Below are 26679 nucleotides of genomic sequence, written 5' to 3' on the forward strand. Positions count from 1 at the left end.
TGGCCCATTCGCCAACGTTATACAATGTCATGATTCAATTCTAATTGATTAGACTGAATCTTTTTTTGGAATTTTACTGACTTCAAGACCATGTTAAAACAGGCACAGAAGCTCAAGCAGACACAGACATTATCACCGCAACAGATCCAATTCATTAAATTGTTGCAGGTACCAACCATCGAACTTGAAAAAAGAATTCAAGAAGAACTTCAAGAAAACCCAGTACTTGAAGAAGGGAAGGATAGTGATAAAGAAGAAAACGAATTTGGGAACGACGATTCTAACTCACAAGAAGAACTTGATGTCAACGATGAATTTGACGAAGTACCCGATATAGACCCTATTGATGAAGTCAATATTGATGATTATGTCGATAATGATGATATCGCAGGGTATAAAATGTATGGTGATGGTGATGTTTCTGAAGACAAAGAACTACCTATCCCAATGATGGACACACTGGGAGATTCATTATTAACACAACTAAGCTTTTTAAACCTCAATGATGTTGAACACCAAATTGGTGAACAATTAATTGGCAGTATAGAAAGTGACGGATATATCAGAAGACCTTTAGAAGCTATCGTTAATGATCTTGCTTTCTTACAAAATGTAGAAACAAATTTAGATCAAGTCGAAAAAATTCTAAAGAGAATTCAGAACTTCGACCCTCCAGGAATCGGTGCAAGAACTTTACAGGAATGTCTTGAAATTCAACTGAAAAAGAAAGACCAAAATGATCCTACAGTAAAGATCGCTATAAAAATGATCGTATTATGTTTCGAAGAATTTAAAAAGAAGCATTATACGAAAATTCAAAAACGTTTGGGTATTGATGATACTCAGATGAAAGACGCCATTGATATGATTACTCACCTCAACCCAAAGCCAGGTGGAGTGAATACAATGGTAGCATCTGCACAATTCTTAACACCAGACTTTATTGTAAAAGAGGTTAATGGCAGAATTACTATCTCATTAAACGGTAAAAATGCTCCCGATTTAAGAGTTAGTCGTCAGTATGGAGATATGCTTGATGCTTTTGATAAAACACCAAAGAAGACTAAAAAAATGCGTGAAGAGGTTCGTTTTGTAAAACAGAAGCTCGACGCTGCCAAATGGTTTATTGATGCAATCAAACAACGTCAGGATACCTTATTAAGAACAATGCAAGCCATCATCGATTACCAAACACCATTTTTCTTAAGTGGCGATGAAGGAAAATTAAAACCAATGATCTTAAAAGATATTGCTGAAATCATCCAAATGGATATTTCTACAGTTTCTAGGGTAGCCAGTAGTAAAGTAGTAGAAACCGACTTCGGTATCTACCCTCTTAAATATTTCTTCTCAGAAAGTATTTCAACTGAAAGTGGAGAAGATGTAAGTAGTAAACAGGTAAAATCTGTTTTAAGAGAAATGATTGACAAAGAGGACAAAAGAAAACCTCTTTCAGACGACAAACTTGAAAAATTACTTCGTGTTAAAGGATATAATATTGCTCGTAGAACTGTTGCAAAATATAGAGAGCAGATGAACATTCCTGTTGCCCGAATGAGAAAAGAACTTTAATGGACACTAAGAAATTCTTTCAAATAATTTCGGTTGTCCTCCATCCGATATTTTTACCCTGCATTATTGCAGGGTTATTTCTTTTTGGAGCCAACGAAGCTCCGTGGTTAGATGCCAAAGCAAGATGGTCCTTGTTTACATTGTTATCTACCATTTCCTCTATAATGCCAATCAGTTGTTTATTGGTAATGCAGCGCTTTGGTGTTATCAAAGATCCACAAATGCACTCAAGGGATGAGCGTTCTTTTGCATTATCTATTATGATTGTCGCATTGGCATTGATTTGCTTTATTTTATTACACAAAATCAATGTGAGCGACAATATGAGTGTAGCTTATATCAGTATCACATTCACTTTATTTGTGACTACTATTGCTAATTTTATTGAGAGGATTAGCCTACACAGTATGGGTGTTTCTGGATTTATTGGAATCTGCCTTTACTTTATTACAGAACAAATAAATACTCCGATCATTTTATTTGATGCTTTTGGATTAGGTATTATAGCCTTAGGGCTTATTATTACCGCTAGACTCTACTTAAATGCCCATACTCCATATCAGGTCTATTTAGGTGCTGTGATAGGCTTTCTTAGTGGGTATTTTGGCTGCATTGGCAGCGCTTATCTACTATTTTAATAGATTACTTTTGAACAGTACTTCTTGAAAAGATTTCCTTCATTAATTCAACTTTCAAAGGTTTATTGATGAAGTCTACAACAAAATCATATTTTAAAGCGATTGCTCTTTCTTCTTCCAAAATAGAAGTACTCAACATAATAATTTTCGATTTCTTTTCCACATATTGGTATTCTTCCAAGAACTCTAATCCATTCATTATGGGCATATGAATATCCAAGAAAATGTAATCTGGAAGTGCTGCTCCAGACGACATCTTTGATTTAATATATTCAAGTGCCTGCTCTCCATTATAGCATATTGAAACTTCTGGAACCTGAGTAAATTCTTTGATCTTAATAACCGTATATATATTTGACAACTCATCGTCATCAATCAATAATATGTCTAAATTTTTCATGTCGTTACAGTGATAAGGGTAAAGTTACAGTGAAGGTGGTACCTATTCCCACTTCACTTTCTACATCAATCTTGCCGTTAATCTGACTTAGGGCTTGCTTGGTAAGATACAACCCTAAACCGTTCCCTTCTACTTCCATATTGGCCCTCTTGAACATCTCAAAAATTCTATTTTCATGTTTATTCAAATCAATACCAATTCCATTGTCTTTAAACTGAATACTCACTTTACCTTTTTCCTTTTCTTTTAATGAGATTTCTAGTTCCAAGTTTCTGATATGGTATCGATACCTTATGGCATTAGAAACGAGATTTTCAAAAATCGTCTTCAACTGTTTAACCGAAGTTAAAACCATTAAGTTCAATGGGATTTTTAAAATTACTTTACCATCTATCTTTTCTAATTCTGAAGTATGTCCATTTATTATCTCTTCGATAAAGTTATAGATATTGATTTCTTCGGGATGTACACCTTGTTCCCTTTGTTCTATAACTTTCACTAAATCATGTATTTTTTCTTGGGCCTTTTCTATGGACTTATTCATCCAATACATCGCCTGTTGTGCTTTTTCACTATTGAGGTTATCCTCTTCACTTAAAAGTGCTAAGAAGCTAGATATATTGGTAATTGGAGCTTTAACATCATGCGTAGTGATATAAGCAAACTGCTTTAGCTCTTCATTATGCTGTTTTAATACCTTTTCTTTTTCTATTTGACTAGTGATATTACTTAACAACAGCATCACTCCTCCCACCTCATCAGAAGGTAACAACCATGGGTTAATCTGCACTTTAAAGTGAACCTCTTTATCATTTATATCGATAGTGGCTAATTCAATTTCTATTCGTTTATTGTTCTTAATTGAATCTTCTATCTCATTAGAAAATGATAAGTCTTCTCTATATAAATCAGAAAAGTTTTTCCCAACAAGAGTATCTTGCTCAATAGAAAGTTGTCTGTACCAATCCTGACTGACAGTAATTATACGCTGTGAAGTATCCAACATCATTGCTGGCGACGGAATTGACTCAACGAAGGTACGTAGGTCTCTTATACTCGTTTTTTGTTGAGAATGCAGTTTCTTTGATTTTTCAATGGCATCATGATCTTCTATCAAACGAGAAACACCCACAGTCCTAACAATTACCTCTTTCTCTTTAATTGGGTTTTTGATGGTATGGAAATAGTTTACATTTCCTTTACTGTCTGTTACGGCCTCACTTGGTACGTTTAAGGTTACGCCATTTGTAAATACATAATGATCATCTTTCACATATTGTATAGTATCATCTGGATCACTGTTTTCGCTATCTATTATGTCTTTTAGTTGCTCGTTAGTCATATTATAATAGTCGCAAAATGCCTTATTTGCCCATAACAGTTTGGACTTGTCACCTTTCACAAGAATCAAATCGTTAATCGCATTTAGGACAGATAGATACCATTCTTTCGAATAATCCATAATTGTAGAAAGTCCAGTTTATAAAAAGTAGTATTACCTATAATTTAGTGATTATCAATACAATTCCATAATATTATTCCAATTTTATCATGAATAAAAACAAAAAGGGCGTAGTACATAACATTGTACTACGCCCTTGTTTATCGCTAAATTGAATAGCTTAACCTACAGAACCCTCTAATGAAAGAGCTAATAATTTTTGTGCTTCAACAGCAAATTCCATTGGTAATTTATTCAATACCTCTTTACAGTATCCGTTTACGATAAGTGCAACTGCTTGCTCTGTATCGATACCTCTTTGGTTACAATAGAAGATCTGGTCTTCGCCAATTTTCGATGTAGTTGCCTCATGTTCTACCTTAGCAGTGTTGTTATCCACTTCAATGTAAGGGAAAGTATGAGCTCCACATTTATCACCCATTAGTAATGAGTCACATTGAGAGAAGTTACGAGAGTTTTCAGCATTCTTGATTACTTTCACTAAACCTCTATATGAGTTTTGTGATTTACCAGCAGAAACACCTTTAGAAACAATTCTAGACTTAGTGTTTTTACCAATATGTACCATTTTAGTACCTGTATCTGCTTGCTGCATTTTGTTGGTTACAGCTACTGAATAGAACTCCCCTACAGAGTTATCTCCTTTTAAGATACAAGAAGGGTACTTCCAAGTTACTGCAGAACCAGTTTCTACTTGTGTCCATGATAACTTAGCATTATCACCATCACAAATACCTCTTTTTGTTACGAAGTTGTATACACCACCTTTACCTTCTTCATCACCAGGGTACCAGTTTTGAACAGTAGAGTATTTTACTTCAGCATCTTTATGAACGAAAATTTCAACTACAGCTGCGTGAAGTTGGTTTTCATCACGTTGAGGTGCAGTACATCCTTCTAAGTAAGAAACATAAGAATCATCTTCAGCAACGATCAAAGTTCTTTCGAACTGACCTGTACCTGCTGCATTGATACGGAAGTAAGTTGATAATTCCATTGGGCAACGAACGCCTTTAGGAATGTAACAGAACGATCCGTCTGAGAATACTGCAGAGTTTAATGCTGAGAAGAAGTTATCTTTAACAGGTACTACTGAACCTAAATATTTTTTCACTAACTCAGGGTGATCTTTTACTGCTTCTGAGAAAGAACAGAAAATAATACCCTTTTCAGCTAAAGTATCTTTGAAAGTAGTCGCTACAGAAACTGAGTCAAATACCGCATCTACTGCAATGTTTGAATCTTTAACTCCTGTAAGTCTTTTTTGCTCGTCTAAAGAAATACCTAATTTTTCGAAAGTAGCTAACAACTCAGGATCAACGTCTTCTAAAGACTCTAAAGTTGCCTTTTGCTTTGGCGCTGAGTAGTAGATAATATCTTGGTAGTTCACTTGTTCAAAAACAACGTTTGCCCATTCAGGACATTCCATTTGTTGCCAAGCTTTAAACGCTTCCAATCTCCACTCTAATAACCATTCCGGCTCTTCTTTCTTAGCAGAAATAAAGCGGATAGTTCCTTCATTAAGACCCTTAGGTGCTTGTTCTGCCTCAATATCGACAGTCCAACCATGTTCGTATTCTTTGGACGTAAAGTCCTCTAAAATTTTATTGTCCTGATCTGCACTCATTATATTGTCAACGTTATAATACGCTTATACTTAAGTCTTTTACCAATTTTTTAAAAACGATCTACTTTAGATAACAAGCTAAACTATTAGATAGTTTTAAATCAATGTGACTTATTTTTTGCTTGTTTGTTTTGTAAATCTCCACACTTTTTAATTTAGTATGGTTCTAAATTGCAAAATTAAAAGAATAATTTTAGAAAATATGATTTTCATCAAAAAACTTAATCCAAATGGGCACTTTATAAAAAAAAACCAACCAAATCAATGATAATACCCACCAAACTTAATTTTATACATTATTATTTTCAACCCTGTTTTTGACGTGTAAAAAATACAACTAATTGTAACTCACAGACTTTTTAAACAATTAAGCAAAAATCTTGTTAATAAAATTCTTTATGTTCTTTGAATCGTTATATTTACAAATGTTAAAGTTGCTAACTGTAACATTTGCCTCATGTTATAGTTACCAGGTATAAAAATTCATGACTGTATACCTTTGGCCTTAACTTTTTAATACTAATATTTACAACTGGGTTGTCTCGAAGGGAAAAGGGATGACCCTTTGTTTTTTCTATAGATTTAGAGAGATCTTATTTATAATCAGAGGCATGAAAAAAAGCTGTACGGAAAATCATCTCCCATACAGCTTTCTTAATACTACCGTAATCAATAATAATTATTTCTTTACTGCAGCATAATGTTTATAGAATAATTCGATCGTCTCAATTCCTTTTAAGAAGTTGAAAATACCGAATTTTTCATTTGGTGAATGGATCGCATCTGAATCTAATCCAAATCCCATCATAATAGAATCTAACCCTAGCTCCTCTTTAAATAAAGCTACAATTGGAATAGAACCACCGCTTCTTACAGGAATTGGCTCTTTATTAAACGCCTCTTCATAAGCTTTTGATGCCGCCTCAAACTCTACAGAGTTCGTTGGAATTACCACTGGAGTACCGCCATGATGTGCAGTAACTTTCACTTTGATTCCATCAGGTACAATAGATTCAACATGTTTTGTAAACAAGTCTGAGATCTCTTCCCATGACTGGTGAGGAACGAGTCTCATAGAGATTTTAGCATACGCTTTAGATGCGATAACTGTCTTTGCACCTTCACCTGTGTATCCTCCCCACATTCCGTTTACATCAAGAGTCGGACGGATAGACGTTCTTTCGTTTGTAGAAAAACCTTTTTCACCGAATTCTTTTTCGATATCTAATGCTTTCTTATATGCTTCTAAATCGAATGGTGCTTTTGCCATTTTGGCTCTATCTTCATCAGATATCACCTCTACTTTATCATAGAAGCCAGGAATGGTAATATGACCGTCTTTATCTTTTAATGCAGCAACTACTTCGGCCAATGCATTTAATGGATTTTGAACAGCTCCACCATACATCCCTGAGTGAAGGTCTCTATTTGGTCCCGTAAGCTCAACTTCCATGTAGCTAAGACCTCTTAAACCTACTGTAATTGAAGGAGTGTCTACGCTAATCATACCTGTATCAGAGATAAGAATAACATCTGCCTTCAGGCTATCTTTTCTTTCTTTGATAAACGTACCAAGGTTTACAGAACCAATTTCCTCTTCACCTTCAATCATGAATTTAACATTACAAGTCAATGTGTTGTTTTTCATCATTGATTCGAATGCTTTTACATGCATATACATCTGACCTTTATCGTCAGAAGCTCCCCTTGCATAAATATTATCACCTTTTATTGTTGGTTCAAATGGAGGTGTATCCCATAAATCGATTGGATCTGCAGGTTGCACATCATAGTGACCATACACTAGGACCGTTGGCAATGATGGATCAATTAATTTCTCTCCATAAACCACTGGATTACCTGCTGTTTCACAAATTTCTACATTGTCAGCCCCTGCCTCTTTTAACTGGTGAGCGATAAATGCTGCTGCCTTTTTAATATCTGGTTGGTATGTGACGTCTGTACTTACTGATGGTATTCTAAGCAAATCAAAAAGCTCTGCCAAGAATCTATCTTTGTTTTGTTCAATGTAGGGAGTCATAAAATTTAATCGTTCTAAAAGATTTCTAAGTTGAAATAATAACTACAAATTTAGGGCATTGTTCGAAATATCACATCCCACAAAGGTGATGAAACTCCAAACGCCTTATCATCAGTCTTATAATGATGAATACCATGATGTATCCACAGGATTTTCAAGAAGTTTTTTGGAGGTCTGTATGCATGAACGATATAATGCACTCCTAGATACATAGCATACCCTGTTAAAAAACCACCACCAAATCCATAGGCATAATCTCCCATTAAATAATAGAATAATCCAAAAAAAGCTGCACTTAGAAATAAACTCACAACAGGAGGCATGGCTAAACGTGACTTATCTTTTGGAAAATCATGATGAACTCCATGAAACTTATGAGTGATATTTTTCTTTAATTCGGTATCTGGTTCCATATGAAATACGAACCTGTGCATTGCATATTCGATGAATGTGAAGAAGAGTACTCCCAAGCAGTATAACCCGATAGCCTGAATTGTACCTAAAAATTGGTTATATACTCCATATATTACTAAGAAGGAACCAATAATAGCATACATAGAGATTGGAACAGCTGCGTGTGTATGCGTTAATTTCTCAAGAATAGGGTTTTCAAAAAGGGTCTTTGCTTTTTTGTTTTGAGCTAATGACATAGTTATTAAAGGATATAATAAAGAGTTAGATTGGGCTTATTTAATTATTATCTTTACTAAAATACAAACGGACACCTTTTCTACAAAAGAAAAAGTGTCCGTTTTTTATTATTCTTCAACCAAAACATTCAAATTAAATGACAATGGATTGAGTTCTTTTATTAATTCTGGTATCAAATCTGGTTGCTTAGGCCAATACTCCATTAAATTCTCTACCCTTTCTTGTGGTGCATTATTGGGTAACAAACATTCTCGAATACAGGTAATTCTTTCTATATCTGTTCTCAATTTCCGCTTACCTTCCTTTCGTAACTTCTTATGGGTATGTTCTAGCCTTTTCTGAGTACGTATTTGTTCTGCCAAAATATGTTTCTCCAAGTTGGGAGAAATTGCTTTGGCTTTCATCATAAGTTGCTCATAAAGCTTATTCATTTCATTCACCTGCTCATCAATATCAGTAACTACAGAAGTATTGTCCTCTAGTACTTTTTCTTCTATTTTACGTACAGGCTGAAGTAATTCCGATAAATCCCATCCCGTTTTTTTCCATCGTTCAGCAAACTGTTGGTTTAATATCAGATTGAAACCTCTCGGTAAGACCATTGGGAAGTTGACATCATACATATCAAATACTCCTTTAAGTTGTAACCAATAGATTACTTCTGCAGGACCACCTAAATAAGCCAAATTTGGCAATAAGATTTCTTGTAATACCGGACGAAGGACAACATTAGGACTTAACTTTTCTGGATGATTCTCAATTAATGACAACATCTCCTCTTTTGTCCATTGATAATCTCCTCCAACGGTTTGGATTTTATCACCTACAGATTCTAGTCGAAGACGTTCTGTATCTTCCATATAGAATAGGTTAATATCTCTTGCATGAATTTGCGTCTTATAACCTAATTCTTCAATAATATGATTGGCCTTTTCTACCTGTCGAACACCTTTCTGATCAAAGATTTCTTTCTTCATCACTTCTTTAAAAGGTGTTTTTAATTCAGGCGAATCAGCATCAATACACACTAATCCATATTCTCCGAAAAGAGCATTGACATAATACCTAGTTGCTTCAGTCAATGTTTCATGCTTTCTGTAAGCATCAACAAATAGGTTGGGCATGTCTTTAATTTGATCAAGGATATCGTTTATCCCATCCAAATTAAGTCGTCCAACAGGTCCTCCAGTTTGTGGATGTTCCCATGTATATTTTCTCTTTCCTAGTTGGAATGATGCTATTTCCTCAAAATCATGATCCTCAGTAGCCATCCAGTATACAGGTACAAAATTGTATTCAGGATGTTTCTCCTTTAATTCATTGGCTAAATGAATTGCAGCAGCAATTTTATAGATGAAAAATAAAGGGCCAGTGAAAATATTTAATTGGTGACCTGTTACAATCGTAAAAGTATTTTCTTGTTGTAACAGATCTATTTGAGCCATCGGAGCTCCTTCAATATTCTGGTATTGTTCTTTTAGGCTATCTACTAATAATATTCTCTGTTCAGTTGAAAAGTGTTTTCTGTCTGAGATTATTTGATCAAATGAGTCTAAAGTTGGTTTGTATTTATAAAGGGATGTCAGTGCTTCTTTTCCATTAAGATAGTCAAGAAACATTTTCCCGTATAACCCTGCTGTTTCGAAAGGAATTTTATATGAATTCATGTTGAATATTATCATTCTATGGAATCACGAATTTAAGCACACTTTTGTAAAAAAAAAGGTTGTGATTAAAATATTTGTTCCAACAATAGTAATTACTTGAATTAGACTCTTAAAGTTTCATAAATATAAAATGGAGCTTCAGCTTTGATGGTTACTGTTCCATCATTGATTACAGAATAAGATTGATTATCGGCATCAAATTTTAAGTTTTCTGTTTCCACTTCAATATCAAATGAAAATTGTTGATGGCTTTTCATCCATTTATCAAAAGGTGAGGTTTTACTTCTGTAGATTCTCTTATTCTGAGAATAAATCACTACTGTTTTTATTAACTCTTGATGTAAAAGCTCACTTTTAAGTTCTTTAGTCAAAGTATCATCAACAATATTAAGTGCTTGATGATTTTTCTCCTTCAACCAAAGTAATGCCTCTCCAATATCAGTATTTTCCTTTTTTCTAATATGATATGGTATTTGATATTGCATGATCTGATGCACCTCTTCTTCCTCTTCAGGATTAATTAAAACCCAATCTACTTTTATATCCATAGAAACTAATTGCTCCAAGGTAGCAGTATTGGTGATCACAATTGGACTCCATTCTAATAAGTTATGGATCGTATCAATATTCGATTCATTAACTGATAAAATAAGCAGTGCAGGCTCTTGATCATCTTTTACAATATGATGTGATGACATTTCAGAAGAATTACGATAAAATGTACATAAAAAAGAAGGCCACAACGCATCGTAGCCTTCATTAATAAATTTATTTTCTAATTATGAAATCCCGTTCAATAAAGCTTCAAGGTCTTTCATAATTGCTTTTCCTTTGTTCTTGTTATACCATTGCTGGATTTTAATACTAAACTGTTGTTTATCTTCTCCTACCGCCTTCTTTATCTCAGGTATAAGATCTGTTAATTCTTGTGGCCTAGGTCCCCATGTCGCCAAAACCTCATTCGTTTTCTGACATATCATGAGTAGTTTAGGAATAGATCTAGAACCATTAGTCAAGAATTGCTCCATTAGATCTACGTTATTATCTCTAAGGATAAATCGTAAATCAATCTTTTCAGAAACCTGAGCTGCTTCGGCAATAATCGGAATACTTTGTGCCGCATCTCCGCACCAACCTTCAGTAATTACCAACCAAAAAACACTTCTATTCAATGCTCTTCCTGCATTTCTTAAACCATCCAATAAACGGTTGGTTTTGTCAATTCTCTGCATTCTAGAGACATTAAGACGAGTATAATCCACTAATGACGAATCCTCATAATTAATGATTGTTGGGTCTCCTGCTAGCAAGGCATCAAGTGCTTCTCTGTAAGTATCATAAACAAATGCATTATCAATATACTCTTGAGCTACTGTTTGGTTTTCTGCCATATATCTTAGGTTGTTGTGGTTATTATATAGATCTAAAAAAAATTGTCGAATTGATTATGGTTGATACAATCAATCTTAGTTTTTTCGATACATAATCTACTAAATCAAAATGAAATTTCGATCAACATTCTATATTTTTTTTATGATCTTATTGATAAACTTGATATAGTACCATTAAACTTTCTACTCCTCGATCTCTTCTGGTGTTGGCAACATAAATTGAGTGAAAATTAATGAAAGAACACATAAGAATGCACCTCCATAAAACGGCAAAGTCCAATCTTTAAGCCAAATCCAACCACCCAATAATGGCAAGAATACTGCTACAACATGGTTAATAGTAAAACCTACCGCCATAGAAGGTGCAATATCTTTAGGATCTGCATGCTTTTGGAAATACGTCTTTATACCAATTGAGAAATTAAAGTAGATATGATCGATAATATAAAGGCCTGCTACCACCCATCTATTTTCAATTAATGCATAGCATAAGAAGACGATGATAAGACTGATGTACTCAAAACTTAACATTTTTCGTTCTCCATATTTATTTAAAAGCCTTGCGATAATTGGGTTAGTATACATCGATACTACATTATTCAATACAAAAAGAATAGTAATTTCCTGTATAGTAAAATTGTATTTCTCTACTAATAATAAAACGGCGAACACTACAAACACCTGACGTCTAGCACCACTTAATAAGTTAAGTACATAAAACAACCAGTACTTCTGTTTGAAAATCATCTTCTTATGCTGTGGGATTGCATCTTTATGGATTGGGTTTTGAAATAATGCCCAGCCACCAGCAATAACAACAACAACACCGATCATTATATAAATGGTATTAAAGTCAGTGACGAAGGTCAAACCATAAATAGCTCCACCAATTGCAATGTTGGTAAATGACATAATACTACGAAGCCTTGCCATCACTAGAGGACTATCCTTTTTTGAGAAGCTTTGTAATGTTAATGATTGGTTGGCTGTTTCAAAATAATGGAAACCTATTGACATAATTAATGTAGTAAACATCAATCCCCAAAATGTTGGGAATAGCCCTGTGATTCCTATACCAACACCCATTACCATAATTGAGATTGACGCAAACTTATCTTCTCTAATAAACATTAGAAAAAATAAGGCTGTTACTACAAGGAAGCCCGGTACTTCTCGAAAAGATTGTATTGCACCAATATCTAAACCGTTTAACCCTATCTGATCTACCGCAAAATTATTGAAGAGCGTACGCCATCCTTGAAATCCTAAAGCAGTTGCTATAGAAAGTACAAGTAAAAAAACATACATAGGGTTTTGTCTTAGTTGTTTTAGGCTTTGTTTGTCCATTTAGTATAAAAAAGATGAGATATGAAAAAATGAAATTTTAACCAAAGGTACATAAATCTCATCACTATCATATCTCAGGGATTTATTTGTGATTTTCTCTTTTATTGCTTGATCAATCTTTTGTAAATCAAATCTTCTCCAACCTTTACTCTAATAAAATATAAACCTCTCGGTAAGGATTTGATGTCTAATTTATCTTGGCTAATCTGATGAATGATCATTGTATTACCAATAGCATCTAATACTTGAATATCTATTGCTCGTGTCGCCATTGGCAACTTTAATGATACTTGATCGAATGCTGGATTTGGATAAATACTGATTTCATTTTCTAATTGATGTGTAGAAAGTATTTCTCTATCTGTTAACTCAAAGTCAACTTTATCGATATTATAAGCAGGAGTAGACTCAATCAATAAACGAATGACCTGAGCTCCTTCCGAAAGGGATAGAAACCCTTCAACTTCTTCAAATACATTCCACCCTCCAGTATTTGAAGCATTGAATTCTAATTTATTTGTTTTATCATTTTTTGAATAAATACTGAGTTTTCCTCCTCCCTCTGCAGAGGCCAAATGTGCTGTTAACTTATATATTCCTGATTCTTGTACATCTACAGAATATTCTAACCATTCTCCATCTTCAGCATATCCAACATGAAAACCTTCAGCATTTTCTTCAATATCAACCCCTTCGTCTCTATATGCTCCTCCTTGATTGATTTCATCTTTTTCAAAATATGTAAATCCTTGCCCTCCAATATCATAATCTTCAGCTTCTATACTTCCCGGTAGATTGATCACCTTCTTATAAGGTGTTCTCTCTGAAGGAAGTATAGATATTTTTTGTGGGTAAGAATATAGTGTATCTGATTCGTCAAGTTGCATCAAACGAAAAGTATAAGATTTACCTGGTGTGATACCTGAATAGGCATAACTTTCCAACTCTGAATCTAATGTATCTATATCTATAAACTGATTACCAGATTTTATTTGAATACGTGTTGACAATGCTATTCTACTTTCCCAAGTGAAATTTATTATTGAGTCAGAAGAAGTAGAGAGTTTTAACTGATCAATACATTTTTCAGAATAATGAATCAGTATATCCTTGGTATCATGCCATGCTCTATCTTTTCTTTTATAAATCTCAAACATTCCACCATCATCCCAAGCCATAAATGAAATTCCTCTTGTTAGTGCCTCTTCGACATACGTGGCATAATGTATCATTCTAGAATTATAATCTGTTTGATGTACTGAACCGAATTCACTCATAATAACAGGAATTCCTTTCTGAGTACTCCAATTCTTAACCTTCTGAAATTCTTGAGCAATGTATTCTCTATCCTCTTCAGATCCCCATTTAATATTCTCTTGAGCAGATGAAAAAGGCCAAGGGTCATAGGTGTGGTAGTACCCAATAATATATTCATCATTGGGGAAGTTTGCTTCTAATAAGTCTTTTATTGCAGACCAGCCTGTACCTGAAATCACAACATTTCTTGTTGGATTTTCCTTTCTGATGATATGTAACGCTCTTTTATTGGCGTCGGCTGCTTGTGAAATTGTCAGACTTTTCTCTAGCGTCCTCGGTTCATTAAAGGGTTCAAATACTAACTTTTCAGATTTGTCTTTGAATCTCTGAACAATCTGCTCCCATATTTTCTCATACCTAGCAATATTGGCTGATGAATAGTCTTCCTTTAACCAGTCTTCATGATGACAATTTAATATCACCATAAAACCTCTGCTTAAAGCCCAGTCCACTACCTGTTCTACTCTATCCATAAACTCCTTGTCTACGGTGTAAGGAGTAGATTCACTCACATGATTATGCCATGTTACTGGTATCCTCACTGATTGAAATCCTGCTGACTTATAATCATCAAAGTAGTATTCTTCAGCTTTCAATGCCCACTCTCCTTCATAAGGGGCATCTAATGTATTTCCTAAATTAATTCCTCTTCCCATCATGGTTACAGCATCATGTGGAGACAGTTGTGCATAAGAAGAGAAAGTACATAATAAGAAAGTTAGTAATAGTTTAATTTTCATATTCTAAAAGAGTTTAAAAAGCCCAAGTCGTAAGTATGACTTGGGCTGGTAATTAATAATTCACCTTCATTTAATAGTTAGTTTACACTTTTCTTGAATGACGAATCGTACAGATGAAATTTCTTCAGTAAAACACGTAATCATTCTTCATTTCATAGTTTTTTCAAAGGTGTTTCTGTCAACACTCAATTATCGTAATTAGATCTTATAAAACATGACCAATCCATATTACTTTTTTACGTTTTTAATACAACAATTATACAACAGAAACACTCTTACAAAATGATAATCAAACACTTACAATAAAATCAGCATAAAAAAAACGAATTACCTGAAATGCAAGTAATTCGTTTTATACTAATCCGATTTGATTGTAGTTAGAAACGCGTGATCATCTTTGTCAATGACTTTCTATTTTCTAAGCCAATTTTCTTTCTGATTCTATACCTTGATGTCTCCAGAGTTCTTACACTAACGTTCATCAAAGTTGCAATCTCTTGATTATCCAAATCCATTCTTAAATAAGCACAGATACGTAATTCTCTCTTGCTTAAGTCTGGATATTCTTTTGAGAACCTCTCTAAGAAGTTATTGTGTGACTTGTTAAACTGATGTTCAAACTTATCCCAATAATCATGATCTTCAGATTCCTTATTGATATCTCTTACCAAACTTCTAATTTTTCTTTGTTCGGCTGTAGACAAACCTTTTGAGATATCTTCTAATTTGGTTCGAATTTGTTGTAAACTTTGGTTCTTATGTAAGTGACTGATCGTAATATTCTCTAATTCAGATTTGATACTGGTCAACTCCTGCTCAAGCTTTTCGTTATGCACTTGAATTTTCTCTCGTTCAGCTCTAATCTTATCGAAAACAAACTGTCTTTTTACATTTATAATCCTTACTCTTTGAACTAGATACAGCAGTAATAAAAACCCTATCAACATTAAAGCTCTAAACCACAAGCTTTGCCAAAATGGAGTTTTAATAATTAACTCTAAACTCGTCCCTTCTTTGTTCCAAACACCATGGTTATTTGAAGCTATTACCTTAAAAGTATACTGCCCTGGATCCAAATTGGTATATGTGGCCATTCTTCGATCTCCCACATAGTTCCACTGTTCATCAAATCCTTCTAATTTATAAGCGTATTGATTTCTTTCCGTCTCAGAATAATTAATTCCACAATACTTAAAATTGATAACTGATTGATCATGATCTAAAGTAATTAAATCAATTTCAGTTACGTTTTCTTTTAAATATGATGTTGAGTCTGTTGGGCGTTGCGGCACATTAAAAAGCTCAAAATCTGTCACATAAACTGGAGGTATATTCTGATTTTCTTTTAGTTCTCGAGGGTCAAAAACTGTAATCCCATCCGTTCCTCCAATACCAATCTCATGATTATCCATTGCGATTACAGCATTGTAATTAAAGGAGTTGTTAGAGATATAATAGCTTACAATTTTATTCCCATTCAATAAGACTTTGGAGATGTACTTTTTTGTACTTAAAATGATATCACCATTCACATCAGAAGCCAAATTGAGAATTGGTAAGTCTGGAATTCCATTGGATTTATCAAGCACTTCAAAATGTTTACTTTCAGGCTTATATTTTATTAAACCCGCTGCAGTACCGATCCAAATGTGTCGATATTTATCTTCAATAATTGCCTTTACATAATGGAAACTATGATCCTTGTCTAAGAATTCTTGTATTACCGAGAAGTTCCACTGATTACTTTGAGGATCATAGTAAACAGCCCCACCATCCGTACTGAACCATATTTTACCATAAGAATCTTCCATAATATGGTATACATGTTTCTGAGCATTATTGGTGTAGTTTAAAGGCAATGCCTTGATGTCTTTTTTGTCAGGATCAAAAGTAGCAATACCTCCACCAAGTGTTCCTAACCAAGTCACACCTCTAGAATCCGTCATGATATCCCAAATATGATTACTTGGTATACTACTATTACTATCAGTTCTCTTAATGTTGGACTGCTTCCCTGTTTTATGGTCATATATTCTTAAGCCCTGACTATAAGTTCCGACGAGTAAATTGCCATATTTATCTTCTGCAATAGATTTACAAACATCTACCGCATAATCATCTTGAAGCTGACTTCCGTCAATATCATAATGATAAAAATGCTGTTCATTTTCTGACATTTTATGCAAGCCACCCCAATCGGTACCCACCCATCTTTGTCCTTTTGAGTCATTGTAAAGTGCCAAAACAGGTTTATTTGGTAATGCATTATTATCACAAGGAGTGTTTCCTACTAATCTGAAATAGTTTTTCTGAGAGTCGTACTTATCAACCCCTTGTAAATAAATACCTAACCATATGTTTTTCTGATTATCTCGATATAGTGACCAGATAACATCAGAAGATAAAGATTCGGGTTTTGATTTTTCATTTTTATAGACCTCGAAAGTTTTCGTCTTCACATCAAATACATTTAGGCCGGCACCGTCTGTAGCTATCCAAACTTTGCCGTCGACCTCTAACATATCTCTGATATTATTACTTGATGGTCCAGAGTTATCATCACTTGCTAAGTAAGAAGTATGTTCTCCTGTTAAGAGGTTATATTCTGACAATCCGCCATTATTACTTCCAATATATAAAAGCGTATCTTGATAAATACATAGGTTCTTTTTGTCATTATCTTCCACACTCTCCAACGGAAGATCTGTGTACTCCACCTCAGTAAACTTTTTGGTATTTTTATCATACATCGAGAGTTTTCTATTTCCTGTTGCCAGCCAAACTCTATTCCAACGGTCCTCAACAATATCATATACTGAATTATGGTTGATAGAATTTGTTTCTCCTTCTTTATGATAATATTTCTTGAACTTACTACGGTCAAAGTTGACGATAGACAACCCATTACTTGATGCAATCCAAATATTATTATCGCTATCCTCTAATAAACTATTTACAGAAGTACTTGGAACAATATTTTCTGGATCATGACCGCCTTTTAGGTGTTTAAAAGTTTCAGATTTAGGATCAAAAATACTTAATCCATTATTCAATAAACCTATCCATAGTTTTCCAGAATGATCTTGAATTATCGAAGAGATCATATCATCATGAGGTCCAAAATCATTACCTTCTTGATGAATATAGGTCTTCATTTCATAGCCATCATATCTATTCAGCCCTTTAAAAGTGCCAAACCACATAAAACCTTGATTGTCCTGTATAATAGATGTAACAGTAGAAAAAGTTAAACCATCTTCTTCAGTAAGATGATCAAATTGCATTATCTGATTTTGTGCAATGACTGTTGAATGGAAGAATAATACCGAGAGAAAAAATAAATAATAGCTCGTAGTCTTCAATTTCATACTTATATTAATTCAGTTAGTTTAATTACGTCGTTAAAAACTTAAATCCCAATTCTAAAAATATCAATAAAAAACTGCATTTCAAATCGAAATAAGAAAGTAGGTTCTCAATTAATTTAAATAACAATTTACAGAATAGAAAAAGAGTCGCTCAAAAATGAACGACTCTCCAAAAATAAGATTTTTTGTACTACTATTGCTTTATGAATCTTACAGATTTCGATGTATTATCTCCTTGTAAACGAATAAAATATACTCCTTTTTGTAAGTGACCAACATCTAAAGTAAATGATCCTTGATTATCTAATCGATACATCCCTTTTAATTTACCTTCAACAGTAAACACTTCTAACTGAGTAAACTTGTTAGAGATATTTGCTAAAGTTAATCTACTCGAAGTAGGGTTAGGGTAAGCAACAAGTTCTGCCTCTAAAGATTCTGTAGAAGAACTAATCTGTCTACCATTAGATGATGATGAAATTTCAATCCAATTTAGGTTAAATGCACCTGAAGGAAATCCAATTCCAAAATTCTGACTACCTGCATTTAAGTATGCAGAGTGTGAAACTGTTTGCCAGTTTTGCCATCCACCAGTATTTGGAACATCAACACTCCCGTAAACAGATTGTCCTTCATTACCTTCCAGTTGTACTTTCCCTCCATTCTGAGGTGAAGCAACTCTATAAGAAATCGTATAGTTTCCTGAAGTAGGAATATTTACATTATGAAAAGCTAACCAATCTCCTGCATCAATCCAACCTACATTTTGTCCACCCTCAGAACAATTTTCAGTTTGAACACCACCCATAAATGTGAAGTTTTCAGCTTCTAAACGTATTGTTTCTCCAGAAGGAGGAGGACATGTAGTACATGGAGGTGGAGTTGTTGTACCTAAAATTTCTTTTAGTAATAAACCACTTGTAGTCAAATCACTATCAGACCAACCACCTGTTGTTGATGCCCCAGGATTTAACATTGAAGCACCTTCCGCTTTATCGTTTACTGACCAGTTACAATGTGAAATTCCATTTGCTTCCATCCAGTCTACCCAAGCCCAAGTTTCATCATAAGCTACTCCGCCATCACCATTGGCATTCACAGTTCCCCACTCCGTTACAACAAGTGCAATACCTTGTGACATAGCATAATTACCTTTATCTCTTAAGTATTGACCGTGTGTTCCAGCATAGAAGTGCAAAGTGTAGGCTATGTTATTATCTTGAATAGGATCATTAGCTGCTTGATCTACATCTTGAGACCATGTAGGAGTACCTACAATAATTAAGTTATCTGGATCAATCGATCGGATTGCATTTACTACCTGCTGAGCATAAGGCTTAATAGTTCCTGACCAAGACACCTGTAATGGCTCATTGTAAATCTCATAGATTACATGGTCATTATTACCATATTTCTGGGCCATTTCTGTGAAGAACTGTACTGCTTCATTAGTATTATTTTCAGCATGATGCGAATGCCAGTCAATAATCACATACATATCATTGGCAATTGCAGCATCAACAACTGTTTCTACTTTGGCTTTATTGCCTGCTTTATCATCGATATATCCACCTGGATCTTCTACACCCATTGCAGCTCTTACGATTTTAGAATTAAAATCATTCTTCAATGAAGAAACTACAGAAGCATTATAGAATTTTTCACCACCCCAACCATTGTTAGACCAGAAGAAACTATTACCACCAAGTGCTACTGATTGACCATTTGCCGCAGCTACCTTATTTCCAGCAACTTGTAATCTACCATATTGAGACACCACTCCATTTCCTGTAGGAGGTATATCCTCATTTGTTACCGTAATATTTGCAGTAGCAGTAATTCCATTTTGTGATGCTGTAACTGTATAAGAACCTACTGTCGAAGCATAAAAAGTTCCATTAGGAGCATTGGATGACCAAGTTGGATTCACACTAATCGCATCGCCACAATTATCTGTACCTGAAGCTGATAATTGAACTTGATTTCCCACTTTTACTGATGTACTCGAAGGAGAAATTGATAAATTCTGCAACCCATTTGATTGACAAGATGAACTTGACTTGAATTCAATCCAATTTACATTGAAACCTCCGACAATTGCATATAATCCTAGAGCTTGTTCACCTGCTGTAGAAAAAGTCACTTCTTGAGAAATTGTTGTCCAGTTTTGCCATCCACCCGTAGCATTTACATTATATGTTGCCAGGATATCATTTCCTTCATTTTGATCAAAACGGAATTGGTTTCCTCCTCCATCACTTGCCACGCGAACATCTACGGTGTATGTACCCGGAGATGGTACATTGATTGTATATTCTAACCAATCACCATCATCAACATAACCAATATTTTCTCCACCTTCTGAAGAGTTTTCTTTTTGTACTCCTTGCATACGGCAATAGTTCTCTGCTTCTAAAATTCCTGGTAATGTGACAACTGAACAGTTTTGTGTCTCTACTTCTCCATTACCATTACTCCCTTCACCATTTGAAGAGTAAGATTGCATGATCTCTTTCGCAAATGCTCCTGAAGCAGTTAGGTTAGACCAACCACCTGTAGTTGATGCACCTGGATATAAAGCTGATGCACCTTCTGATTTATCGTTGATAGACCAGTTACAGTGAGATATACCATTATTTTTCATCCAATCGACCCATGCCCATGTTTCATCGTAGTTTACACCACCATCACCATCTGCATTTACTGAACCCCATTCTGTAACAAATAGTGCTAATCCTCTTGATAAAGCATAGTTTCCTTTATCTCTTAAGAACTGACCATGTGATCCTGCATAGAAGTGTAATGTATAAGCAATATTCGGTTGATTAATCGGATCATTTGCTGCATCATCCACATCTTGAGACCATTTTGGAGTACCTACAATAATAATATTGTCAGGATCATGCTTACGAATTGCAGAAATAATAGACTCAGCATACGGCTTAATTCCCTGACTCCATGAAGTATACTTTGGCTCATTAAATACTTCGTACAAAACGTTATCTAAGTGACCGTATTTTTGTGCCATTTCTTCGAAGAAACCATAAGCAGCTGCCCAATCATGTTCATTGGCATAGTGTGAGTGCCAATCAATAATTACATACATATCATTGGCTACAGCAGCATTTACAATTGTTTCTACTCTTGCTTTGTTACTACCCGGATCGTCGAAATAGCCTCCGCCATCTTCAACTCCCATGGCTGCTCTGATGATACCGGCATTCCAATCTTGTTTTACCCAAGATACGACCCCTTCATTATAGAATTTTTCGCCACCCCAGTTATTATTTGACCAGAATAAGCTTGGTCCAGCAAAACTTACTGATTGACCATTTCTATTAACGACTTTGTTCCCATTTACTTGTAATAGTCCATTAGAAGAGACTTGTGCTTTTAAAAAAAAGGGTGTGAATATTAGAGAGAGTATTAATAAACACCCGCTAAAAAAAGATAGTTTAGACGTATTCATTTAAAAATTAGTTTTCTTGTTTAAAATTGTGCTATTCTAATATGAGCACTGCGCTGGTCGGATGAGTGATTTCACTCTACTACAAATTATAGTTAGTTTTCTTTGTAGCAATTCATTTCTTATGTTTTCATATTTTAAAATTTTGGTGATAAATAAATTATATATAATTCACCATAACTATTGTCTTCAGATATAAAAGAGAGCTCCGAAAAGAAGTAGTTAGGAATAAATTCAATAATAGTCAGTTGAAGTGTGGACAATCCAACATCAAAAACATTGGATTGTCCAGATAAGATTAAAATTAATTGACTTTTTGTCCTACTGTTATTTTGATCTTTTTGATGATATTGTCTGAAGAGTTACCTACATAAACCATGTATTGTCCTTCTTCCAATTTCCATTCTTTATCTTCTTCAGAATAGTATTTTAAATCATCAATATTGATACTCATTTCTATTTGCTGTGATGCTCCTTTCGCTAAGTGAACTTTTTTGTAAGCTTTAAGTTCTTTTAAAGCTCTATCCACTTTTGATTTCGGCTTACCTACGTATACTTGTAAGACCTCTGCACCATCAACAGCTCCAGTATTTTTTACATCACAAGTGATGTTGATTTGATCATTTGCTGCAAATACTTTTTCATTGGAATTGATATTGTCAATCTCAAATGAAGTATATGAAAGGCCATATCCAAAAGCATATTTTGGGGCGATTTTCTTTGTATCATGCCAACGGTAACCTACAAGAATACCGTCTTTATATTCTTGGTTTGTACCATCTCCTGGATAAGAGATTTCACCATAATGATGTGCAGAGTTATCCTCTAATTTCTTAGGGAAAGTAAATGGTAATTTACCTGATGGATTAACATCACCTGAAATCACATCTGCTAATGCATGACCGCCTTCACTTCCTAAGTACCATCCCTGCATCACTCCTTTTACGTTTTTCTCCCAATCCATCTCGACCGCGTTACCACTAATCAATACTACTGCGATATTTTCATTCACTTCTGCAATGGCATTAATTAAGTCTTCCTGCCCAAACGGTAAGTCATAAGCAACTCTATCATCTCCTTCACAATCCTGGTTATGGTTTTTATTTAAACCTCCGAAGAATAGTACAATATCTGCATCCTTTACTGCTTCTAAAGCGGCATTTTTCAATGAATCTGCATTGTAAGGAGAAGGTAATACTCTACCATATTGAGCAGCACCTGAAGCATATCCCATAGAGTGTACTACTTCAGCATTTTGGAATCTTTCCTGAATACCTTGTAAAGGTGAAATTTCATATTCTACTTTTAACTCAGATGAACCACCACCAATTGTCATCATACGAGTGGCATTCTCTCCAATTACTGCAATTTTAGTTTTCTTGGATGCTTCTACTGGGAAAATATTGTCTTCATTTTTTAATAAAACTATTCCTTCTCCTGCAACTCTTCTTGCTACATCATGATGAGCATCAGTGTTTACACTACCCCAAGGTCTACCTTCAGCTAATGACGTTCTAAACATTAAACGTAAAATTCTTCTTACTTTATCATCTAAAACATCTTCGCTCACTTCACCATTTTTTACCATTTCCTTAAAAGCTCCAGCTAAATAGTAATTCTCATAGTGGTTCTTCTCAGAATAAGTTAATCCATTGGTACCTGTACCCATTTCGATATCCAGTCCGTACTCTGCAGACTGCTTAGTATCATGTGCTGCTCCCCAATCAGTAATTAAAGCTCCATCAAAAGCCCAATCACCTTTTAATATTCCATTGACTAGAAATTCATTGTGTGAGCAATATTGACCTCTTACTTGATTATATGCACTCATCATTGACCAAACTTCACCTTCTTCAACTGCAGCTTTAAATGCAGGAAGATAAATTTCATGTAAGGCTCTATCCGATAATTCTACATTGATATGGTCTCTCCAATGTTCTTGGTTGTTGGCTACAAAGTGTTTTACACAAGCGGCTACACCATTTGATTGAACACCTTTGATATAAGGAACCACCAATTGAGAGGCTAAATATGGATCTTCACCCATATACTCAAAGTTTCTACCGTTCAATGGAGTTCTGTAAATATTTACACCCGGCCCTAACAGTACATCCTTTTTTCTATATCTTGCTTCTTCCCCTACAGCAACACCGTATTCATAAGATAAATCTTCATTGAATGTTGCTGCTAATGCTGTTAGTGCAGGAAAGGCAGTAATGGAATCATTCGTCCAATCTGCATACCCCCAATTATCCCAATTAATTTCTGCTCTTACACCATGAGGGCCATCACTCATCCATAACTCAGGGATTCCCAAACGAGGTACTCCTTTCGAGCTGAATTTTGATTGTGCATGGCACATCGCCACTTTTTCGTCTATTGTAAGTTCTTTAATAATTTCATCAATCTTTTTCTCCACTTCCTTACTTTCCTGAGCGAAAAGTGAAGTGGTTAATCCGGCCAGTAAGCCACCAACCATTAAAATTCTCTTTATTCTAAAATGTATCATACAAAATTGTTAATTACTGTTCATTATTGACTATTGTAAAAGTTTGCTTGTCTTTACCCACCCCTTTAATGGTCATTGATTTCCATTGTTTCGGTAATGATGATGGTATCTGAGTCACCCCATTATCTGTAATTTCTAGGCCTCCAAAACCGAAAAGAACCGCCTGCATCATTCCTCCTGACCCCGTAACAAAAAAGGCTAAATCATTGTCTGGTTGCTCAGTGATTACATTAAATGGTGGCTTTTGATTTTTTATATATCCTCTTTGGAATAATCTATATGCGTTTTCTACATCTCCTAGCCTCGATGCAATCACAGACAAAATTGAATGTGACATTGCCGGTGCAGAATATGTTATTTTTGGCTCATAATACTCTAAGTTTCTTTTGATTTGGGCTTTGTCAGAATAGTATTGTAATGGAAAAGAAAGTAAGTTCACATCAGCCTGTTTAATCATTCTCCCATCGTACCCGTCATACTCCATGGTAATTCCCTCTTCTACCAAAACAGGTATGGCATTAGCTACTTCCATCCATTCTTTATTGGGTTGTTTTTCCAATATATTTGCAGCCTTTACCGTTGCTCTTAGAACTTGAATAGCTGCAGCGTTTGTAAAAGCATTATCATTTACATTTTCAGCATATTCATCTGCACAGACTACATTATTGATATGACAAACTCCATTTTCATCTTTCTCCACTCTACTCACCCAAAAATCTGCTACATTTTGAAGTACCTCATACCCTGTTGTCTCTAACCATTCTTTATCTTGTGTGACTTGATAATACTTCCAAAAAGCCAAGCCAATACAAGCCGTAATATGTTGTTCGAATGGACCTGTTAAAGCCCAAGTTGGAGTATCTTCTTCACCTGTAAGTGCTGATTCCCATGGAAACATTGCCCCTTCATAACCATGAGCCAGTGCATTCTTTTTGGCCTGTTCTAATCTATCTACTCTATAATCAAGAATATTTTTTGCTAACTCTGGCTGCATAAGTAAATAGGTTGGAAACATCCAAAGTTCAGTATCCCAAAATACATGTCCATTGTAGCCATTTCCTGATAAACCCACTGGTGAAACACTTAATCTAGTTCCCTTTCTTTCAAAAGAATATAAATTGAAAAGCTGCTGACGAACATCCAACTGTGCTTTGTTATCTCCTTCAATAACAATATCAGATTCCCATAACTTTTCCCAAGCTTTATCATGTCTGCTTTTTAACCTATCATACCCTTCCAAGTGGGCATAAATAGCTTTTCTTTCAGCTTCGTTAATAGCATCTACAGATTGAGCTGTATTACATTGTGAACCTACTAGAGTAAAACTATAAGTTTCTCCCTTTTTCAACTCAATTGTAAAAGATGCCTCCACTTCCTTTTCACTCACTTCTTTCATTTTTACATCAGGTTTCTTTTCTGAATCGAAAACAAAAGAAGTGGTAGCTGCTAGTTCATATTTTCCAGTTGGAGATTTAGCTGAAATAGAGGATAATATCAGATCTCCATGTTCACCAAATTTATGGTACATAGACTTCCCTGGTAAATTTACGTCAGGTACAATCAACTGATTTTTGACCACAATTGAAGCATTCTTTTTTGCTTTAAGTTCAATATAGATCGCCCCAGTATAGGCTAAATGTCTTAATGCTATCAATTGGTGTTTAACTTCTACTATATCATCGAAATTAAATGCAGTAGTAAAAGTAGCATCATACATATTTAAGGTTTGGGACCAATCTTTAATATGTTGATTTTCTGAAACCCATTTCACATCATTTTTTTTAGGAGTAGACACCCCTAAATCCATATTTAAGAAATTGATTCCATGTACAATATTAGATACTCCACCTCGACCATAGATATCCCATACGCCATTAAGGATCACCTCTTTTATTTGAAGAGGCTTCTCTGATGGTAATATTCCTATCATCCCATTGGCTACTGCCTGAGCATGATAGTTGTTTTGTGATACTGCTTTAATCTCCCAACCTTCATTTTGTGCAAAAAGGCTTGTGATAGTCAAAACAGAAATAATCCATATGGCTAAAGAAAAGCGCATTGTATTTAATATGTTATTTTTACGTTTAAATTAAATTAATTGTAAAATTAGTTAGTGTATTGTCTTTACAAGTGACCTTGATTCTGACTTAACAGAGATTATCTTCACTATTAGATTAATTATATTTTTTTAATAGATATCATTCACCGTTATAGTTCGATAATGTTAAAAAAAACTAGGAATACCCACTGGATATTCCCAGTAAATAAATGAACTGATCATTGTTCATTTCTATCGTATCTGAATAGAATACTTGAGATAGAAAGAGGGTCCAATTCTTTCTATTCAATATAAATTATCTACCCTCAGCATTCTAAAAAGGGTAATTAGATAATTCTACATTTTTTAGGGAAATAACACATCTCAATAGATTATTCGTGTGATATTAATAAATGACGTCTCATCATTCACAATTCCCTTGTAA

Annotated in this window: 16 protein-coding genes; 2 read left to right on the forward strand and 14 right to left on the reverse strand. The window is 34.6% G+C overall.

All coding sequences use genetic code 11. From position 1 onward, the window contains the following. Window positions 1-90: 90 nt before the first annotated feature. Together rpoN and HGP29_RS06215 are read left to right on the forward strand one after the other, a co-directional pair. The gene (rpoN, locus tag HGP29_RS06210) at window positions 91-1572 is read left to right on the forward strand and encodes an RNA polymerase factor sigma-54 (RefSeq protein WP_168881504.1); all 1482 of its coding nucleotides are present in this window, start codon (window positions 91-93) and stop codon (window positions 1570-1572) included. Beyond that, on the forward strand, window positions 1572-2210 hold the full coding sequence (locus HGP29_RS06215) for a phosphatase PAP2 family protein (protein WP_168881505.1): 639 nt from the start codon (window positions 1572-1574) through the stop codon (window positions 2208-2210). The genes rpoN and HGP29_RS06215 overlap by 1 nt, the downstream gene beginning before the upstream one ends. Window positions 2211-2214: 4 nt before the next feature. Here the strand turns inward: HGP29_RS06215 and HGP29_RS06220 are convergent, their stop codons facing one another. The 14 genes from HGP29_RS06220 to HGP29_RS06285 form a co-directional block, all read right to left on the reverse strand. Further along, entirely contained in the window at window positions 2215-2610 is a 396-nt protein-coding gene (locus tag HGP29_RS06220) for a response regulator (protein ID WP_168881506.1), read from the reverse strand. Window positions 2611-2614: 4 nt separating this feature from the next. After that, a complete protein-coding gene (locus tag HGP29_RS06225; protein ID WP_168881507.1) occupies window positions 2615-4072 on the reverse strand; it encodes a PAS domain-containing sensor histidine kinase in 1458 nt (485 codons plus the stop codon). 160 nt (window positions 4073-4232) lie between these two features. Next, entirely contained in the window at window positions 4233-5699 is a 1467-nt protein-coding gene (sufB, locus tag HGP29_RS06230) for a Fe-S cluster assembly protein SufB (RefSeq protein WP_168881508.1), read from the reverse strand. A gap of 679 nt (window positions 5700-6378) precedes the next feature. Next, a complete protein-coding gene (locus tag HGP29_RS06235; RefSeq protein ID WP_168881509.1) occupies window positions 6379-7740 on the reverse strand; it encodes a dipeptidase in 1362 nt (453 codons plus the stop codon). 50 nt (window positions 7741-7790) lie between these two features. Further along, the gene (locus HGP29_RS06240; protein WP_168881510.1) at window positions 7791-8390 is read right to left on the reverse strand and encodes a sterol desaturase family protein; all 600 of its coding nucleotides are present in this window, start codon (window positions 8388-8390) and stop codon (window positions 7791-7793) included. Between the two features lie 108 nt (window positions 8391-8498). Next, window positions 8499-10058, reverse strand: a complete 1560-nt coding sequence (bshC, locus tag HGP29_RS06245) for a bacillithiol biosynthesis cysteine-adding enzyme BshC (protein ID WP_168881511.1) — start codon at window positions 10056-10058, stop codon at window positions 8499-8501. 101 nt (window positions 10059-10159) lie between these two features. After that, window positions 10160-10756, reverse strand: a complete 597-nt coding sequence (locus tag HGP29_RS06250; protein WP_168881512.1) for a hypothetical protein — start codon at window positions 10754-10756, stop codon at window positions 10160-10162. A gap of 81 nt (window positions 10757-10837) precedes the next feature. Further along, a complete protein-coding gene (locus tag HGP29_RS06255; protein ID WP_168881513.1) occupies window positions 10838-11449 on the reverse strand; it encodes a thioredoxin family protein in 612 nt (203 codons plus the stop codon). Window positions 11450-11632: 183 nt separating this feature from the next. Next, the gene (locus tag HGP29_RS06260; protein ID WP_168881514.1) at window positions 11633-12796 is read right to left on the reverse strand and encodes an MFS transporter; all 1164 of its coding nucleotides are present in this window, start codon (window positions 12794-12796) and stop codon (window positions 11633-11635) included. Between the two features lie 101 nt (window positions 12797-12897). Further along, window positions 12898-14853: a cellulase family glycosylhydrolase gene (locus HGP29_RS06265; RefSeq protein WP_168881515.1), complete on the reverse strand. Its 1956-nt coding sequence runs from the start codon at window positions 14851-14853 to the stop codon at window positions 12898-12900. A 377-nt stretch (window positions 14854-15230) separates the two neighbouring features. Next, a complete protein-coding gene (locus HGP29_RS06270; protein ID WP_168881516.1) occupies window positions 15231-18221 on the reverse strand; it encodes a two-component regulator propeller domain-containing protein in 2991 nt (996 codons plus the stop codon). A gap of 193 nt (window positions 18222-18414) precedes the next feature. Continuing rightward, a complete protein-coding gene (locus tag HGP29_RS06275) occupies window positions 18415-21690 on the reverse strand; it encodes a cellulase family glycosylhydrolase (RefSeq protein ID WP_168881517.1) in 3276 nt (1091 codons plus the stop codon). A gap of 301 nt (window positions 21691-21991) precedes the next feature. After that, entirely contained in the window at window positions 21992-24196 is a 2205-nt protein-coding gene (locus HGP29_RS06280) for a beta-glucosidase (RefSeq protein ID WP_211093216.1), read from the reverse strand. Between the two features lie 13 nt (window positions 24197-24209). Further along, entirely contained in the window at window positions 24210-26255 is a 2046-nt protein-coding gene (locus HGP29_RS06285) for a glycoside hydrolase family 65 protein (protein ID WP_168881518.1), read from the reverse strand. Window positions 26256-26679 lie beyond the last annotated feature (424 nt).

Origin of the sequence: Flammeovirga agarivorans (assembly GCF_012641475.1) — a bacterium.
GTDB classification, from domain to species: Bacteria; Bacteroidota; Bacteroidia; order Cytophagales; family Flammeovirgaceae; genus Flammeovirga; species Flammeovirga agarivorans.

Bases quoted from the DNA above. Each gene is read 5' to 3' on its own strand.
- rpoN (WP_168881504.1), top strand. From the start codon at position 91: ATGTTAAAACAGGCACAGAAGCTCAAGCAGACACAGACATTATCACCG.
- HGP29_RS06215 (WP_168881505.1), top strand. From the start codon at position 1,572: ATGGACACTAAGAAATTCTTTCAAATAATTTCGGTTGTCCTCCATCCG.
- HGP29_RS06220 (WP_168881506.1), bottom strand. From the start codon at position 2,610: ATGAAAAATTTAGACATATTATTGATTGATGACGATGAGTTGTCAAAT.
- HGP29_RS06225 (WP_168881507.1), bottom strand. From the start codon at position 4,072: ATGGATTATTCGAAAGAATGGTATCTATCTGTCCTAAATGCGATTAAC.
- sufB (WP_168881508.1), bottom strand. From the start codon at position 5,699: ATGAGTGCAGATCAGGACAATAAAATTTTAGAGGACTTTACGTCCAAA.
- HGP29_RS06235 (WP_168881509.1), bottom strand. From the start codon at position 7,740: ATGACTCCCTACATTGAACAAAACAAAGATAGATTCTTGGCAGAGCTT.
- HGP29_RS06240 (WP_168881510.1), bottom strand. From the start codon at position 8,390: ATGTCATTAGCTCAAAACAAAAAAGCAAAGACCCTTTTTGAAAACCCT.
- bshC (WP_168881511.1), bottom strand. From the start codon at position 10,058: ATGAATTCATATAAAATTCCTTTCGAAACAGCAGGGTTATACGGGAAA.
- HGP29_RS06250 (WP_168881512.1), bottom strand. From the start codon at position 10,756: ATGTCATCACATCATATTGTAAAAGATGATCAAGAGCCTGCACTGCTT.
- HGP29_RS06255 (WP_168881513.1), bottom strand. From the start codon at position 11,449: ATGGCAGAAAACCAAACAGTAGCTCAAGAGTATATTGATAATGCATTT.
- HGP29_RS06260 (WP_168881514.1), bottom strand. From the start codon at position 12,796: ATGGACAAACAAAGCCTAAAACAACTAAGACAAAACCCTATGTATGTT.
- HGP29_RS06265 (WP_168881515.1), bottom strand. From the start codon at position 14,853: ATGAAAATTAAACTATTACTAACTTTCTTATTATGTACTTTCTCTTCT.
- HGP29_RS06270 (WP_168881516.1), bottom strand. From the start codon at position 18,221: ATGAAATTGAAGACTACGAGCTATTATTTATTTTTTCTCTCGGTATTA.
- HGP29_RS06275 (WP_168881517.1), bottom strand. From the start codon at position 21,690: ATGAATACGTCTAAACTATCTTTTTTTAGCGGGTGTTTATTAATACTC.
- HGP29_RS06280 (WP_211093216.1), bottom strand. From the start codon at position 24,196: ATGATACATTTTAGAATAAAGAGAATTTTAATGGTTGGTGGCTTACTG.
- HGP29_RS06285 (WP_168881518.1), bottom strand. From the start codon at position 26,255: ATGCGCTTTTCTTTAGCCATATGGATTATTTCTGTTTTGACTATCACA.